15 protein-coding genes are annotated in these 16,006 nt (G+C 72.2%); 2 read left to right on the top strand and 13 right to left on the bottom strand.

Features of this window, described 5'->3' with window-relative positions; translation table 11 throughout:
- The coding region (locus QM572_RS14855) for a hypothetical protein (protein WP_415094443.1) at window positions 1-918 on the top strand (918 nt) is incomplete at its 5' end.
- A 201-nt stretch (window positions 919-1,119) separates the two neighbouring features.
- Here QM572_RS14855 and QM572_RS14850 read toward each other — a convergent pair.
- From QM572_RS14850 to QM572_RS14810, 9 genes are all read right to left on the bottom strand, one after another.
- Window positions 1,120-1,416, bottom strand: a complete 297-nt coding sequence (locus QM572_RS14850; protein WP_415094441.1) for an MTH1187 family thiamine-binding protein — start codon at window positions 1,414-1,416, stop codon at window positions 1,120-1,122.
- Between the two features lie 4 nt (window positions 1,417-1,420).
- Complete coding sequence (locus QM572_RS14845; protein ID WP_415094439.1) at window positions 1,421-2,854, bottom strand: VWA domain-containing protein; 1,434 nt, start codon at window positions 2,852-2,854, stop codon at window positions 1,421-1,423.
- Window positions 2,855-2,866: 12 nt separating this feature from the next.
- Window positions 2,867-3,757: an AAA family ATPase gene (locus QM572_RS14840; RefSeq protein WP_415094437.1), complete on the bottom strand. Its 891-nt coding sequence runs from the start codon at window positions 3,755-3,757 to the stop codon at window positions 2,867-2,869.
- A 62-nt stretch (window positions 3,758-3,819) separates the two neighbouring features.
- Window positions 3,820-5,235 carry an ATP-binding protein gene (locus tag QM572_RS14835; protein WP_415094435.1) on the bottom strand — a complete coding sequence of 472 codons (1,416 nt, stop codon included), beginning with the start codon at window positions 5,233-5,235 and terminating at the stop codon, window positions 3,820-3,822.
- Window positions 5,232-5,933 (bottom strand): response regulator transcription factor, encoded by a 702-nt coding sequence (locus QM572_RS14830; protein WP_415094447.1) that lies wholly within the window; start codon window positions 5,931-5,933, stop codon window positions 5,232-5,234. The genes QM572_RS14835 and QM572_RS14830 overlap by 4 nt, the downstream gene beginning before the upstream one ends.
- Before the next feature lie 195 nt (window positions 5,934-6,128).
- Window positions 6,129-7,616, bottom strand: coding sequence for a glucose-6-phosphate dehydrogenase (zwf, locus tag QM572_RS14825; protein WP_415094433.1), 1,488 nt, complete (start codon window positions 7,614-7,616; stop codon window positions 6,129-6,131).
- A 33-nt stretch (window positions 7,617-7,649) separates the two neighbouring features.
- Window positions 7,650-8,054, bottom strand: coding sequence for a VOC family protein (locus tag QM572_RS14820; RefSeq protein WP_415094431.1), 405 nt, complete (start codon window positions 8,052-8,054; stop codon window positions 7,650-7,652).
- 5 nt (window positions 8,055-8,059) lie between these two features.
- Window positions 8,060-8,350 (bottom strand): hypothetical protein, encoded by a 291-nt coding sequence (locus QM572_RS14815; RefSeq protein ID WP_415094430.1) that lies wholly within the window; start codon window positions 8,348-8,350, stop codon window positions 8,060-8,062.
- A 16-nt stretch (window positions 8,351-8,366) separates the two neighbouring features.
- Window positions 8,367-10,316: an anthranilate synthase family protein gene (locus QM572_RS14810; RefSeq protein WP_415094429.1), complete on the bottom strand. Its 1,950-nt coding sequence runs from the start codon at window positions 10,314-10,316 to the stop codon at window positions 8,367-8,369.
- A gap of 50 nt (window positions 10,317-10,366) precedes the next feature.
- On the opposite strand from QM572_RS14810, the gene QM572_RS14805 reads away from it, so the two are divergent.
- Window positions 10,367-11,269 carry a DMT family transporter gene (locus QM572_RS14805; RefSeq protein ID WP_415094428.1) on the top strand — a complete coding sequence of 301 codons (903 nt, stop codon included), beginning with the start codon at window positions 10,367-10,369 and terminating at the stop codon, window positions 11,267-11,269.
- Window positions 11,270-11,339: 70 nt separating this feature from the next.
- Here QM572_RS14805 and QM572_RS14800 read toward each other — a convergent pair whose 3' ends face one another.
- The 4 genes from QM572_RS14800 to QM572_RS14785 form a co-directional block, all read right to left on the bottom strand.
- Window positions 11,340-12,353, bottom strand: a complete 1,014-nt coding sequence (locus QM572_RS14800) for a LacI family DNA-binding transcriptional regulator (RefSeq protein ID WP_415094426.1) — start codon at window positions 12,351-12,353, stop codon at window positions 11,340-11,342.
- Between the two features lie 65 nt (window positions 12,354-12,418).
- A complete protein-coding gene (locus tag QM572_RS14795; RefSeq protein WP_415094425.1) occupies window positions 12,419-14,614 on the bottom strand; it encodes a HelD family protein in 2,196 nt (731 codons plus the stop codon).
- Window positions 14,615-14,734: 120 nt separating this feature from the next.
- Complete coding sequence (locus QM572_RS14790; RefSeq protein ID WP_415094424.1) at window positions 14,735-15,850, bottom strand: YihY/virulence factor BrkB family protein; 1,116 nt, start codon at window positions 15,848-15,850, stop codon at window positions 14,735-14,737.
- Between the two features lie 36 nt (window positions 15,851-15,886).
- The gene (locus QM572_RS14785) at window positions 15,887-16,003 is read right to left on the bottom strand and encodes an oxidoreductase C-terminal domain-containing protein (RefSeq protein WP_415094445.1); all 117 of its coding nucleotides are present in this window, start codon (window positions 16,001-16,003) and stop codon (window positions 15,887-15,889) included.
- Window positions 16,004-16,006: the final 3 nt, after the last annotated feature.

Below are 16,006 nucleotides of genomic sequence, written 5' to 3'. Positions count from 1 at the left end.
GGCGCGCTCGGCGCCCAGGCCGTCGAGGCGAGCCGGACCGCCCTGGAGGTGCGCTCGGCGCTCGCGTTCCTCGACGCGGCCGACGAGGCGATCTCCTTCGCCGGCCCGGCGGCGGAGGTGGCTGCCGGCGTCGCCGGCCGGACGTGGCTGCTCACGCCCGGCAGCGGCAACCTCCAGGCCTCCGGGCGGCTCCTCGCCGCGACCGAGGGGGACGCCGGCGTGACGGCCGCAGCGCCCTCCCCCGTCACCGGGAGCCCGCGGGACCTCGCCGACCTCATGCGCAGGCTCGGCGCTGTGAACCGGCTGCCCGACGGAGTGATCGAGGTCCAGACGCTCACCGACCCCTCCGGCGGACGCCGCCACATCGTCTACGCGCCGGGCACCGACTCCTTCGCGCCGTGGAGCCGGGCCGTGCGCGGCCTCCCGGGCAACCTCGGCATCCGGTTCGGCGAGGCGACCACCTACGAGCGCGGGATCCTGCGGGCGATGGCCGCGAGCGGCATCCGCTCGGGAGAGCCGGTGCTCATGGTCGGTCACAGCCAGGGCGGGATGGCCGCCGTCGAGGTGGCACGGCTGCGGACGCCGTACGCGATCACGGACGTCGTCACCGCGGGCTCGCCGATCGGCGACCGCGACCTGCCCGCAGGGACCAGGCTGCTCGCGCTGGAGAACGACGGCGACCTCGTCCCGCGGCTGGACGGCGCGAGGCACACCGACGGTCCCGGGCGGACGACGGTCACCTTCGACGACGGCCTCACCGACCCGCTGGCGAGCCACGGCGTGGAGCACTACGTCCACGGCGCCGAGGCCGCCGGGGCCTCGCCGGACCCGGCGATCCGGGACGCCCTCGCCGCCCTCGAGCCCTTCCTCGGGGAGGCCGAGTCGACGTCGCAGACGTGGACCGTCACCCGCGAGTGAGACACGTTCGTCAACTGGTGATTGGCATCGACGATGCGTCGCCCAGCAACGGGCGATCGCCGACGGTTCGGACATGGTGGAGGCCGACCATCTGCTCGAGGCGCTCCGCGCCGACTTCCCGGCCGCCTGACCTGCCTCAGCCCGCCGGCGAGCGCGAGACTCGCCCACCGACGGGGCGGGCCGCCGTCGCCGCGTGAGTGGTCAGTCGAGGAGGCGGGCGACGCGCTCGACCTTCGCGGTGAGCTGGCCGGTGTGGCCAGGCCGGATGTCGGCCTTGAGCACCAGGCTCACCCGCGGCGAGACGGCGGCGACGGCCTCGGTGGCCCGCTTGACCACGTCCATCACCTCGTCCCACTCGCCCTCGATCGTGGTGAACATCGAGGTCAGCTCCCACGGGAGCCCCGACTCCTTGACGATGCGTACGGCGGCGGCGACCGCCTCGGCGACCGAGCCGGACTCGTCGGCGGTGGTCGGGGCGACGGAGAACGCGACCAGCATGAGATCAGGCTAGATGGTGCACGAACTCGGTGAGCTGCTCCAGGTTGCGGCACTCGACCATGGGCACCACGGCGCCGTACGGCGTCGCGGCGGAGTCGCCGACGTCCCACTGCATCCGCACCTCGGGGTTGAGCCACCACGCGTGCCGGGCTCGGCCGGCCAGCTCGCGGAGGACGTCGACGTGGAGGTCGGCGTAGTTGGAGCGCGCGTCGCCGAGGATGAGCAGGGCGCTCTTGGGGCCGACCGCGTCGGGGTACTTGTCGGCGAAGAGGCTGAAGGCGCGGCCGTAGTTGGTCCGTCCGATCGTCGCGGCGAACTGCGCCCGCGCGGTCAGCTCCTCCATCGTCTCGACGAGGTCGGCGCCGGGTCGCATCGCGTCGGTGACCTCGACCACGTCGTCGACGAACATGAACGCCCGCACCGCCGAGAACTGCTCGCGCAGCGCGATCACGAGCAGCAGGGTGAACGTGGCGAAGTGGCTCACCGAGCCGCTGACGTCGCAGAGGACGACGAGCTCGTTGCGGTGGGGGCGCTTGGGCCGGTGCCGGGTGTCGACCGGCACCCCGCCGTACGACATGGACTCCCGCATCGTGCGGCGGATGTCGAGGGGGCCGCGGCGCCGGGCGCGCTGCTGCCTGGCCATCCGCGTCGCGAGCTTGCGGGCGAGCGGGTAGAGCTGGCGGCGCAGCTCCTCCACGTCGGCCTTGCGGGCGTGGAGGAAGGTGAGCTTCTCGATCGTCGGACGGACGGTGACCTTGGCGATCTGGTCGGGCCCCTTCTCCTCGGCGATCCGCCGCCGGGCGTCGGCCTCGACCAGTCCCTGGAACTCCCGCACCCGCCTTCCGGCGGCGCCGGCCGCCTCGCCCTCGGGCCAGCCGCGGGCGGTGAGCGCCTCGGTCAGCCGCCGCTCGATCTCGCCCGGGTCGAGCCTTCTCAGCGCCGTGTACGACGACCAGCTGGACATGCCGGGACCACGGCCCGGCATCGAGCCGAACCGTCCCACCGCCTCGGAGGCGAGCTGTCGCTGCTGCTGGCTCGCTCCGCCCTCGCTCGCGAGCGCGTCGGTGAGCTGGTCGCGGAACGCGTCGAGCGCCGCCGCGGCCTCCTCCGCCGTCATCTGGTCGAACGAGGGCCTCCACTCGGCAGGGTCGAAGGCCCCACTCGGCTGATCCGGGGCCCCATTCGGGGGAGGAAAGGCCCCATTCGGGCGGGTGCCGACCACCCGGGGGAAGTAGAGGTCGAAGAGCTCCTCGAACGTGGGGGCCTGGCTGGAGCGTTTGACCAGGGTGGCGGCGTACACGTCGTGGACCTGGTCGCGGTCGCCCCAGCCGACGAGCCCGAGCGCCGCGACGGCGTCGAGGTCCTCGGCGAGCGAGACCGGCATGCCTGCGCGGCGGAGCGCCTCGAGGAAGGCGATGTGCCGGTCGAGCAGCGACATGTCAGCGCCGCCTCAGTTCCACTTGGTGAGCTTGCGGTCGGGCTTGCCGAGCTTGAGCTCGCGGGCCGCGCGGGCGACGTCGGAGCTGTGCTTGAGCACCACGCCGAGGGTGTCGTCGATGACCTGGTCGTCCAGGTTGGCGATCTGCAGCGCGATGAGGGTGCGCGCCCAGTCGATCGACTCAGCGATCGAGGGGGACTTCTTCAGCTCCATCTCCCGCAGTCGCGCGACGACCTGGACCAGCTGGGCGGCGACCTTGTCGGAGAGGCCGGGGACGCGGGCGGTGATGATCGCCTTCTCCCGCTCGGCGTCCGGGTAGTCGATGTGCAGGTAGAGGCAGCGCCGCTTCACCGCCTCGCTCAGCTCGCGGCTCGCGTTGGAGGTGAGCAGGACGAACGGCCGGCGGGTCGCGGTGACGGTGCCGAGCTCGGGGATGGTGACCTGGAAGTCCGACAGCACCTCGAGGAGGAGCCCCTCGACCTCGACGTCGGTCTTGTCGACCTCGTCGATGAGCAGCACCGTCGGCTCCTCGCGCCGGATGGCGGTGAGCAGCGGGCGGGTGAGCAGGAACTCCTCGGCGAAGATGTCGTCGTGGGTCTCGCTCCACTCCTGGTCCGAGCCGGCGGCCTGGATGCGGAGCAGCTGCTTCTTGTAGTTCCACTCGTAGAGCGCGCGGGCCTCGTCGAGCCCCTCGTAGCACTGCAGCCGGACCAGCTCGGCGTCGCATGCCTGCGCGATCGCCTTGGCCAGCTCGGTCTTGCCGACCCCGGCAGGGCCCTCGATGAGGACCGGCTTCTCCAGCGCTCCCGCGAGGTACGCCGTCAGCGCGATCGCCCCGCTCGCGAGATATCCCGTCGCCTGCAGGCGCTCGCGGGCATCGTCAGGCGACTCGAACCACGTCATGTGGCCAGTCTTCCACGGCGGAGACGGCGCATTCCGGCCGGAGCGAGCGAGACCGGAGTGGATCAGGCCGGGGCCCCGGCGGGGACGGGAGTGGGGGCGCCGGGGACATGGAGCGTCATCCGGGCGCCGCCGACGGGGTTGCGGCCGGCGGAGACGGTGCCGCCGTGGCGGTCGGCGGTCTGCTTCACGATCGAGAGCCCCAGGCCCGAGCCGGGCATGGCGCGCGACTCCGCGGAGCGGTAGAAGCGGTCGAAGACGTGCGGCAGGTCTGCCTCGGCGATGCCGGGGCCCTCGTCGTCGACGGTGATGGTGCCGTTGCGCAGGGTGACGTGGACGGTGCCGGTGGGAGGGCTGTACTTCGCGGCGTTGTCGAGCAGGTTGGTCACCGCGCGCTCCAGGCCGGGGGCCTCGCCGACGACCCACCAGGGGTCGGCGCGGACGTCGAAGAGGACGCTCGGGGCGCGCAGCCGCACGCGCGACACCGCGTGGTCGAGGACCTCGTGCAGCTCGACCGGCCCGACGGCGATCTCCTGCTGCTCCTCGCGGGCGAGGGCGACGAGGTCGCCGATGAGCTTGGTGAGCTCCTCCATCTGGGCGCGTACGTCGCCGAGCAGCTCCTCGCGCTGGTCGCCGCTCATCACGGAGTCCGCCTGGGTGAGCAGGTCGATGTTGGTCCGCATCGAGGTGAGCGGGGTGCGCAGCTCGTGGCCGGCGTCGGCGATGAGCTGGCGCTGCCGGTCGCGGGACGCTCCGAGGGCGACGAGCAGGCCGTTGAACGCGGTGCCGAGACGGGCCACCTCGTCGTCGCCCTCGATCTCGAGAGGCGTCAGGTCCTCGGTGCGGGCGATCTCCTCGACGTCCGAGGTGAGTCGGCGTACGGGCCGCAGGCCGTTGGCGGCCACCAGCCAGCCGAAGACGCCGGCGATCGCGACGCCCAGGACCGCGCAGAGCATCATCACGATGCCCAGCCGGTGGAGCATGTGCTCCTGCGACTCCAGCGACTGCGCGAGGACGAGCGCCTGGCCGTCGGGACCGCCGGTGGGCACGGCGACGACGCGGTAGGTGTCGTCGTCGGTCGAGATCGTGCGGATGGATGACTTCGACGCGCCGGTGGCGACCTCGTACTCGGGCGTGGAGAGCTCCGGGAAGGCACCGCCGGTGTCGATGTCGGGGATGAAGACCCGCCTGGAGGTGCTGGAGACAAACGCGATCCGGACGTCCGCGGCGCCGAGCGCCGAGGCGGGGACCTGGTTGTAGCCGCCGACGATCTGCTGGAGCGCCGACGACTTGGCGGCCTGCCGGGCACGGTCCTCGAGCGACTCGTCGAGGTTGTGGGTGAGCTGCATCCGCAGCACCACGTAGACGAGCACCGAGAGGGCGGCGACCACCAGCGCCACCGCGAGGGTGGTGAGGATCGTGACCCGGGCGGCCAGCGAGCGCCGGAAGTGCCAGCGCTCCTCCGGGTGGAGGAGGCTCACGATTCCTTCAGCACGTAGCCCACGCCGCGGACGGTGTGGATCAGGCGCGTCTCGCCCTCGGCCTCGGTCTTGCGGCGCAGGTAGCCGACGTAGACCTCGAGCGAGTTCGCGGTGGTCGGGAAGTCGTAGCCCCAGACCTCCTCGAGGATGAAGCTGCGGTCGAGCACGCGGCGCGGGCGGCGCAGGAACATCTCCAGCAGGGTGAACTCGGTGCGAGTGAGCTCGATGCCGCGGCCGGCACGGGTGACCTCGCGGGTCGTGGTGTTCATCGACAGGTCGGCGAACTCCAGCACCTCCTCGTCGTCGCCCTCCGCGGGCGGCGCGATCCGGCGCTGCAGCGCCCGCAGCCGGGCGAGGAGCTCCGGCAGCGCGAACGGCTTGGTGAGGTAGTCGTCGGCCCCGGCGTCCAGGCCGTCGACCCGGTCGCCGACCGCGTCGAGGGCGGTGAGCACGATGATGGGCACGTCGTTGCCGGCCGCCCGGAGCGCCTTGGTCGCCTCGAGGCCGTTGAGCCTCGGCATCATCACGTCCATGACGACGACGTCCGGCTTGGCCGCGCCGATCACCGCGAGCGCCTCGGCGCCGTCCTCGGCCAGCGCGACGTCGTACCCGTTGAACTCGAGGGAACGGCGGAGGGACTCACGCACGGCCTTGTCGTCGTCGACGACGAGGGCGCGGGGCTTCGGAGCAGCGGCGATGGCGTTCACAGATAAAAGATTGCCATGAGTCGCTGAGTGCCTGCTTAGAGCCGGCTTGAGGAATGCCGAAGGTTTTCCGAGCCCCTCTCAGCGCGTCGTTCACGGCGTGCTGACGCGCGCGGTCGCGAGGCGCGGCCACGAAGGCGGCCTGAGAGCGGAGCGGCCGCGAGGGGCCGCAACGACGCAAACGCGCCGTCAGCGCGTCGTGACGCTGGTTTTCTCGCGCCAGGCGCGCTCAAAGGGCAGCCGCCAGGTGTGCGGCGCGATCAGCTGGTGGATCGCGTTGGGCCCCCACGAGCCGGGCGCGTAGAGCCGCACCGGCGGCGGGTCGTCGAGCAGCGGCTGGGAGACCTCCCAGAGCGTCTCGATGCCGTCGGCGGTGGTGAAGAGGGTGTGGTCGCCGCGCATGGCGTCGAAGATGAGCCGCTCGTAGGCCTCCAGCACGCCGCGTGCCGAGGTGGTGTCCTCGGTGGCGAACTGCATGGAGAGCTTCTCCAGCTTCATGCCGGTGCCGGGCCGCTTGCCGTAGAAGCTCAGGGAGAGCTTGGACTGGTCGGCGAGGTCGAAGGTGAGGTGGTCCGGGCCCGCCGCGCCGGCGTTGGAGCCGGCCGGGAACATCGTCAGCGGGGGCTCCTTGAACGCGATCGAGATGATCCGCGCCCCCTCGGCCATCTTCTTGCCGGTGCGGAGGAAGAACGGCACGCCGCTCCAGCGCCAGTTGTCGATGATCACCTTGAGCGCGATGAAGGTCTCGGTGTCGGAGTCGTCCGCGACCTCCTCCTTGCCGCGGTAGCCGCTGTACTGGCCGCGGACCACGTTGTGCATCGGGTCGATGGGCCGCATCGAGCGGAAGACCTTGTTCTTCTCGTCGCCGATCGGCCCCGGCGCCAGCGAGGTCGGGGGCTCCATCGCGACGAAGGCAAGGATCTGCATCAGGTGGGTCACCACCATGTCGCGGTAGGCGCCGGTCGACTCGTAGAAGGCCGTCCGCCCCTCCAGGCCGAGGGTCTCGGGGACGTCGATCTGGATGTGGTCGATGAAGTTGCGGTTCCAGATCGGCTCGAAGAGGCCGTTGGCGAACCGGAAGGCGAGGATGTTCTGCGCCGCCTCCTTGCCGAGGAAGTGGTCGATCCGGAAGATCTGCTCCTCGTCGAAGACCTCGTGCACGGCCGCGTTGAGCGCCTTGGCGCTCTTGAGGTCGGTGCCGAACGGCTTCTCCATGATGATCCGCGCCTTCTCGACCAGCCCGGCCTCCTCGAGCTCCTTGATCACGACGAGTGCGGCCTTGGGCGGCACGGAGAAGTAGTGCAGGAGGCGCACGTCGGCGGGGCTCTTGAGGTGGTTGGCCTTCGCGAGCTCGCTGCGCTTCTCCTCCACGAGGGTCTTGAGCGCGGCGGCTCCCCTGGTCGTGGGGATGTAGGAGAGCATCGCCTCGAACGGCGCCCAGCGGGCGTCGGTGATCTCGCCCTTGCCGAACTCCTCGCAGGCCGCCCGGGCCAGCTTGAGAAACGCCTCGTCGTCGAGGTCGTCGAGGGAGGTCCCGATGATCTGGGCACTCGTGAGCAGGCCTGCCTCGTGCAGCCGGAGCAGGCCGGGAAGCAGCTTGCGGCGCGCCAGGTCACCGGTCGCTCCGAAGAGCACGATGACGTGAGGAGCCACGGATTCGTCGGGGACAACCGCCATGGATCCCACGCTAATGGATCGATCCAGCGAGCGTCAGTCCGCGAGGGTGGTGAAGATGCAGAACGTGTGCCCGGCGGGATCGACGTACACGCGCAGCGGCTCCTCGGGGTCCTCGGACTCGTCGGAGCGTACGACGGCGCCGAGCCCGATCGCCCGGGCGTGCTCCGCCGCGAGCTCCTCGACGCTGTCCACGCGGAAGTCGAGGTGGAGCTGCTGCGGCACGCTCGGGTCCGGCCAGGTCGTCGGCGTGACCTCGTCGGCGAGCTGGAAGGAGATCCGCTCGCCGTTCGGCCCCACGATGGTGCGCCAGTCCTCGAAGTCCTCGGGGCCGGGATCGAACCCGTCGGGATAGCTCCAGCCGAGCAGCTCGCGATAGAACTCCGCGAGTCTCGGCACGTCGGTGGTGTCCAGCACGATGCCGCGCAGGGAGAGGGCCATGCGTCTCAGCGTGCCACGCCGGGCAGCACCCGACGGCGTACGACGGCGGGCTGGTCGCCCCCGCCCAGCTCGACCTCCCACGCGGCCGGCCCGATCGCCGTGCCCTTGAGCGTGGTGTGCTCGCCGACGGAGAGCACCGATCCGTCCAGCGTGGCGTCGGCCTGGCTGTCGTCGGAGAAGAGGATCAGCCCCTCACCCGCGCCGAGCGGCGGCGAGCCGGGCTCGGGCCGCAGCCGCGCTCCGGGGAAGAGATGGCTGTGCGACGCGCGTGCCAGCCAGGTGGGTCCGGGCTCCATGCCCCGAGGCTACGTGTCAGCCGTCGAGGAGGAGGGTGCTGACGAGGTCGTGGAGGAGGTCGAAGCCGCGCTCGGTGAGGATCGACTCGGCGTGGAACTGGATGCCCTCGAAGTGCGGGCCGTGGAGGGCGTGGATGTCGCCGGTCTCGGGATCGGTGTCGACGGTGACGCGCTCGGGGAGGCCGCCCTCGGGGACCCGCCCCACGAAGGTGTTGTAGAAGCCGACCCGCTCGGTCCGAGTCCGGCCCCCGAGCGTCACCGGCACCGCCGACTGGGTGCCCTGGAAGACGATGTCCTTGACCCCGAGCGGCAGGCCGAGCTGATGGCAGAGCGCCTGGTGGCCGAGGCAGACGGAGAGGAACGGGCGTCGCTCCTCGAGCAGGTGAGCGACGGCCGCGCGGAGCTGGCCCATCTTGGGATCGGTGTCGTCGCGGGGGTCCCCGGGGCCGGGGCCGACGATGACGAGGTCCGCTCCGTCGAAGGCCGACGGCGTGTAGTCCTCGTGCCGCACCACCTCGCTGGTCATGCCGAAGACGCCGAGGATGTGGCGGATCATCTTCACGAAGTCGTCCTCGCCGTCGAGGATGACGACGTGCTTCCCGGCGAGCCGCGGGTCGGGGTCGGAGCCGGCCTGGTCGGTCAGCCAGAACTGCGAGAGCCGGCGGTTGCGGCGGTTCAGCTCGATGAGGACGTCCTCGTCGGTGACCACCTCCGCGACGCCGAGCCGCGACGCGGCGGGCGCGGGCGGGACGAGGCCGAAGGCGCCGAGGATGCCGGCCGCCTTGGCGTGCGTCTCCGCGACCTCGTACGCCGGATCGGAGTCCCTCACGAGCGTCGCCCCGGCGCTCACCTTCAGGTGGCCGTCGACCGACACGTCGGCCGTGCGGAGCACGATCGGGCTGTCGAGGACCGGGGCGCCGGACGAGTCCCGGCCGAAGATCGCCAGGGCGGCGGCGTAGTAGCCACGGCCCTCGGGCTCGTACTCCTTGATCAGCCGGCAGGCGTTCTCCACGGGCGATCCGGTGACGGTGGCGGCGTACATCGTGTCCCGCAGGACCGCGCGCGGATCGGTCGAGCTGCGTCCCGCCAGGAGGTACTCGGTGTGGATGAGGCGTGACATCGGCTTGAGGAACGGGCCGAGCACCTGGCCGCCCTCGTTGCAGATCTCGCACATCATCTTCAGCTCCTCGTCCACGACCATGTAGAGCTCGTAGATCTCCTTCTCGTCCCGGAGGAAGTCGAGGAGCTGGGGCTTGAGCAGGGCGGCGGCCTCCTCGGCGGTCTCCGCCTCGAGCTCGCGCGGGAGCCGGAACGTGCCGGAGATGGGGTTCATCCGGACATCGCCGCCGTACATGCTGACGTGACGCTCGGGCGTCGCGCCGACGAGATAGCGGTCGCCGGTGAAGAAGAGGAAGGTCCAGTACGCGCCGCGCTCGCGCTCCAGGAGGCGGCGGAAGACGGTGAGCGCCTTGGCGGCGTCCCAGTCGGCGATCACCGCGCGGTAGTGCCGGCCGATCACGAGGTTGGCGCCCTCGCCCTGGCCGATCTCGTCCTCGATGATCTGCTCGACGATCTTCTCGTACGACGCGTCGTCGATGGTGAAGCCGCCGCGGTCGCTGAACGTGAAATCCGTGTCGGGCAGCGCGTCGAGCACGTCGGCGACGGCGAGCTCGAACTCCGTCTCGACGTCGACCACGACCAGCGGGGTGCCGTCGTCGTGGGCCTGGAAGCCGCGCTCGGCCACCTGCCGGAACGGCACCGCGACCAGCCGGTCGGCGACGTGACCGTCACCCGGGACGCCCGTCTCGAGCGGGATGTCCATGAGGGAGTCGACCGTCGACCTGCTGCCGCCGAGCGCGCCGATCGACTCCCGCTCCCCCGCCCGGGTGCTGCGCCGGATGAGCGCCCACGCCTCGTGCCCCTGGATCGCCTCGATGGCTTCCCGGGCAGAGGTGGTGGCAGTCATGGGAGAACCCTAACGATCGTCGTCCACGGGATTTCCCTAGAGTGCGGCCCGTGCGGATCGGACTGCTGCAGGTCGCGCTCGCCGGCGTGCTGTGGGGCACCGGCGGGCTGGTCGTCCAGCTCATCCGCAGTCCCGACCACGGCGACGAGCCGTTCTCTCCGCTGGTGCTCTCCTCGGAGCGGATGCTGCTCGGGGCCGCGGCGATGCTGCTCGTGCTGGCGGCGGGCCGCACGCTGACCGACCTCCGCGTCCTCGTACGCCGGCACCCGCTCGCCGTGCTCGCCGTCGGCGGGTCGACGGGTGCCTACCAGGCGCTCTACTTCGTGGCCGTCACGCAGGTGGGCGTCGCCGTCTCGACGATGGTGAGCCTCGGGATCGCGCCGGTGCTGCTGGCAACGTGGGACGCCGTGCGGCGGGGCCGCCCGCCGTCGCGAGTCCGGCTGGTCACCATGCTGGTCGCGCTGACCGGGCTGGCGCTGGTCTGCCTTGCGGGCGGCGACTCGCTCGGTCCGCATCCCGCGTGGGGCGTGCTGCTGTCGATCGCGTCGGGGACGACGTACGCGCTGACGACGCTGATCGGCGAGCCACTCGCCCGCGAGACCCGGCCGACGACGCTGGCGGCGGGGTCGACGCTGGCGGGCGCGGTCGTCCTCGCGCCGCTGCTGCTGGCCGGGCTCCCCTCGCTCGGGGGGAGCCCGCTGCTGCCGCACTCGCTGCCGGTGGCGGCGTGGCTGCTCTACCTGGGCGTGGCGACGATGGGGCTGGCCTATCTGGCGCTCTACGCGGGGCTGCGCACCGTGCCGGCGGCCGCCGCCACGCTGGCGTCGCTGCTGGAGCCGGTGACCGCCGCGGTGCTGGCGGCCGCGGTGCTCGGCGAGCGGCTCACCTGGGTGGCCGTCCTCGGCTGCGTGCTGGTGCTCGCCGCGGTGGGCGGACTCGCGGTCGAGGCGTGAGGGGATTCCGGACGGGCCCGCACTGCTGGTGAAGCTCCTGGGCCGTGCCTCGGATCCCCTTCGCCGGCAGCTACCGGGCCGGGACGCCGGTGGACTCCCGCAGGCGCAGGCTGCCCTCGACGAGGGTGAGGTCGGGGATCGGGGTGCCGGACTCGAGGTGGTCGATCAGCGCGGTGGCGCAGGCGGCGCCGAGGATGCGCGGGTGGAGGTCGATCGAGGTCACCGGCGTCGCGAGGTGCTCGAGCACGCCGGCCTCGACCAGGCAGGCGACCTGGACGCCGTCGGCGCCGATCGGGACGCCCCGTGAGCGCAGCGACCCGACGACCGCGAGCGCGGCGAACTCGGTGGGCACGATCACCAGGTCCGCGTCGGGCCGTACGGCGAGGAGCTGCTCCATCATCTCCGCCTCGTCCTCCTCGAACCCGTCGATGAAGGCGATCGACACGTGGACGGGCTCGATCGCGCGGGCGGCGCACCACGCGACGTACGCGCTCCGCATGAGGACGCCCCAGCCGGAGTTGGCGTCCGGGGCGACCATGAGCGGGCGGCGGGCGCCGGCGGCGAAGCAGTGGTCGAGCAGACCTTCGAGCAGGCGGGTGGAGTCGATCCGGATGACCGGCGAGCCGGGCATGCCGGCCGGGAACTGCTCGGCGGCGACGACCGGCGCGCCGGACGCGAGCAGCTCGAGCGCGCGGAGGTCGTCGGCGATCGGGTCGGCGATGATGATGCCGTCGACCTGGGGCTGGCTCGGCCGCGGCTTGTCCGGGTGGGCCGAGAGGAACATCAGGTCGTAGTCGCGCTCCTTCGCCACGAGCATCACCCCGCCGACGAAGTCCCGGACGTACTGCGTCGCGAAGGCGTCGGCCCCCGCGAGCTGGTGCAGCCCGATCGAGAAGGTGCGACCGGTGCGCAGCCCGCGGGCCAGCGCGTTGGGCCGGTAGCCGAGCTGGGCCGCCGCCTCGCGCACCGCCGCCCGGGTCGCCTCGGACATCCGCCCCCGCCCCGACAGCGCCTCGGACGCCGTCGACCGCGAGACGCCCGCGGCCTCGGCGACGTCCGCGAGCGTGACGCGCCGAGAGCCCATGGCCCTCACCGTACGCCGTGATCCGCCTCGCCCGCGTCCCCGTGCCGCGCCGCGCCGCGCCGCGGTCAGGAGATCGTGGTCAGCAGCTGGGTGGCGCGGGTCAGGACGACGTAGAGGGTGGCGCGGCCGGTGGCCGACTCGTCCTCGATCTCCTGCGGGCGCACGACGACGATGGCGTCGAACTCGAGACCCTTGGTGTCCAGGCCGGTGAGGACGACGACGCGGTCGTCCCCGGACGGGGTGGCGGAGGCGTCGGCCGCGGCGGCCCGGGCCGAGGGCGCGTCGGCGGCCAGCTCGGGCCACGAGGCCAGCCAGGCGTTGACCTCCGAGCGCCGGGCGACGGGGACGACGATGCCGACCGTGCCGCCCACCTCGCCGGCGAGCCGCACGACCTCGGCACGCGTCGCCGCCTCCAGCGACTCCCCGTCGGCGACGCCCGTGATCTCCACGGGCTCGACTCCGGTCGAGCGCACGGCGGTGGGCAGGTCGGCGTCCAGCCCGACGCGCTCCGCGTACGCGGCGGCGAAGTCGTAGATCTCCGAGCTGTTGCGGTAGTTGGTGGTGAGGTGGAAGGCGTGGATCTCCTTGCCGTCCAGCGCCTCGGCGCGGGCGGCGGCGGACTCGGCGGGCACCGGCCACGAGGACTGCGCCGGGTCGCCGACGATGGTCCACGACGCCGTACGCCCGCGGCGGCCGACCATGCGCCACTGCATCGGGGTGAGGTCCTGCGCCTCGTCGATGAGCACGTGGGCGTAAGGGTCGTCCTCGATCCGGTGGGTCGGCGGGCGCCAGCCCGGTCCGGTCGCGAACTCGCGGTCGGAGGCGGTGAGCAGCTCGGCCACGTTGATGCCCAGCTCGGGATCGACGTCCCTCTCGTCGGCGGGCTTCTCGGGCAGGTCGCCGAGGGCGTAGCGGAGCTCGTCGACCAACGGCACGTCCTCGACCGAGAGCGACGAGGCGTCGCCCCACGACTTGAGCAGCAGGCGCTGGTCCTCCGCGCTGAGGACGCCGTCGGAGACCCGGGCGAGGAACTCGGCGTCCCGCAGCCACCCGAGGACGGTGGGCGCGTCGAGCGGCGGCCACCAGGCGGCGGCGAAGTCGAGGAACCGGTCGTCGCCGAGCAGCTCGTCCTCGAACGACTCCCGGCCGCGCTCCCGGCCGCGCTCGGAGCGGACCTGCCGCCACAGCGCGTCGAGCAGCGTCTGCGCGACGCGCGGCAGCTGGCGGTTGCGCCGGCCCTGGCTCAACAGCTGGCGTCGCAGCTCGCCCAGACGCCGGCCGTCGAGGGTGAGCACGTCGTCGCGGTAGAACATCCGGAACTCGCGCGGCGCTCCCGGCGCCGCCTGGCGGGCGGCGCGACGGAGCATCTCGGCCATCCGGGCCGCGCCCTTGACCGCCGCCACCGCCGGGTCGTCGTGCCGCGAGGCCTTGAGCCCGTCGACGACCTCGCCCAGGGAGCGCAGCGCCACCGCGGTCTCGCCCAGCGAGGGCAGGACGCGCGCGATGTAGCTCATGAAGACGCCCGACGGCCCGACGATGAGCACGCCGCCCGACTCGTAGCGCCGGCGGTCGGTGTAGAGCAGATAGGCCGCGCGGTGCAGCGCGACGACGGTCTTGCCGACGCCGGGGCCGCCGGAGATCGTCACCACGCCGCGGCCGGGCGCGCGGATCGCCTGGTCCTGCTCGGCCTGGATCGTGGCGACGATGGAGTGCATCTGACGGTCGCGGGCACGGGAGAGCTGGGCGATCAGGGCGCCCTCGCCGATGATCGGCAGCTCCTCCTCGCGCCCGGCGTAGGCCTCGGCGTCGAGGAGCTCGTCCTCCACCCCGATGACGTCGCGCCCCTTCGAGCGCAGCACGCGACGTCGTACGACGCCACGGGGGTCGACCGCCGTGGCCTGGTAGAACACCGCCGAGGCAGGAGCGCGCCAGTCGATGAGGAGCGAGTCGCGGTCGTCGTCGCGCAGGCCGATCCGGCCGATGTAGCGCGGCTGGTCGTCGAGCTCGGCGTCGAGGTCGAGCCGGCCGAAGACCAGGCCCTCGTGGGCGGCGTCGAGCTGGGCGATCCGCTTGGCGGCCTGGAAGAGCATCGCGTCCCGCTCGACGAGCCCGCCCTCGTGGCCGAGGCCGCCGCGCGCGTGGCCCTCGCGGGCGATGGCCTCGGCGTTGCGGGCCGACGCCTCGAGCTGCACGTAGACCCGGTCCACGAAGGCCTGCTCGGTCGCGATCTCCCGCGACTCCTGCGACTGCTGGTCACTCAACAGAGAAGTCCCTTTGCGTCCCCACCTCGGCCGGCAGTGTCACCGACCGAGCGATCAACCCTACTCCCCGGGGAGGGCGCCCGCGATGAGCCGGCGGTCACACCTCGGTCACAGGATGGCTCACAGGTCCCGTTCGGCGAGGTGCTCGTGGCCGCCCGGGGAGTGCGGGTCCGGCTCGGTGACCCCGAACGGGTCCGGGTCGCGCTTGCGGCGGTGGGGCTTGCGCGCCCAGCTCGGGTCCATGACGATCTCGTGCGTGCCGCCGTCACGGCCGTCGAAGCTCACCGCGACGGTCTGGAACCCCTTGTGCCGGTTCATCAGCGCGTAGGAGGCGTAGGCGCGCCGGTCGGCGTCGGTGAGGTCGACGGCGTCGGTGAACGGCGTCAGCAGGGCGCGCGGCCACAGGTGGCGCACGATCACCACGTTGACCTCGATCGACAGCACGCCCATCACCGCTGCGATGTAGATGAAGGCGATGAGACCGAGGACGGTCGCGAAGGTCGCGTTCATCCCCGAGGCCCCGTTGATCACCTTGTCGACGTAGACCGCGCCGCCCCACTGCAGGATCTGCCACAGCACGGCCATGGTGAAGGCTCCGGGCGCCGCCGACTTGAGCGGGTGATCCCGGGCGGTGCCGAGCCGGAAGAGGACGGTGAGCATCGATCCGACCAGCAGGACCGTGGCGAGCGCGATGAGCCAGCGCACCATGCCCGCCACCTCGCCGCCGAAGAGCTGGGTGTTGGCGCCCAGGGTCGACACCAGCGAGATCGCGAGCACCGCGACGCCGGCCGTCGCGAGCACCACGAGGGAGCGCAGCCGCAGCAGGAAGGGGTTGGGCCGGCTGTTGCGCGGCACCGACCAGGCCGTGTTGAGGGTGTTCTGGATGGCCTGTCCGAGCCCCATGGCGCCGTACGTCGCGGCGAGCGAACCCGCGATCACACCGCCCGTCGAGCCTTGGATGGACTCCGGCTGGCCGAGCTGGGTGCCGATGATCGGGAACTGGCTCAGCGCCGAGTCGAGCAGCTTCTCCTGGAGATCGGGGTTGCCCTGCAGGAAGAAGCCGAGGATCGAGGTGCCGAGCAGCATCAGCGGGAAGATCGCGATGAACGCGTAGTAGGTGACCACCGCCGCCAGGTAGTTGCCCTGGTCGTCGAAGAACTTGTAGATCACCCCGAGCGGGAACCCCACCGGCGGGAACCGCCGCTGCCCCCGGTCCAGTGACCCCACCACGCCCACGCGCGCAACAGTAGTGCGGACCGCGTAGCGGACCGGTCAGCCGCGCAGGAGGCGGCGCAGGTCGGTGCCGGGATCGGCGAGCGCGGCGGGGTCGACGGGGACGCCGCGGTCGATCAGCCGACGGGCGGCGCGGACGGCGGGGCCGTCGTCCACGGC

Origin of the sequence: Nocardioides sp., from assembly GCF_047607365.1 — a bacterium.
Taxonomy (GTDB): Bacteria; Actinomycetota; Actinomycetes; order Propionibacteriales; family Nocardioidaceae; genus Nocardioides.
The sequence above is the reverse complement of the archived record's forward strand: the minus strand, read 5'-3'. Positions and strand labels throughout refer to the sequence as shown.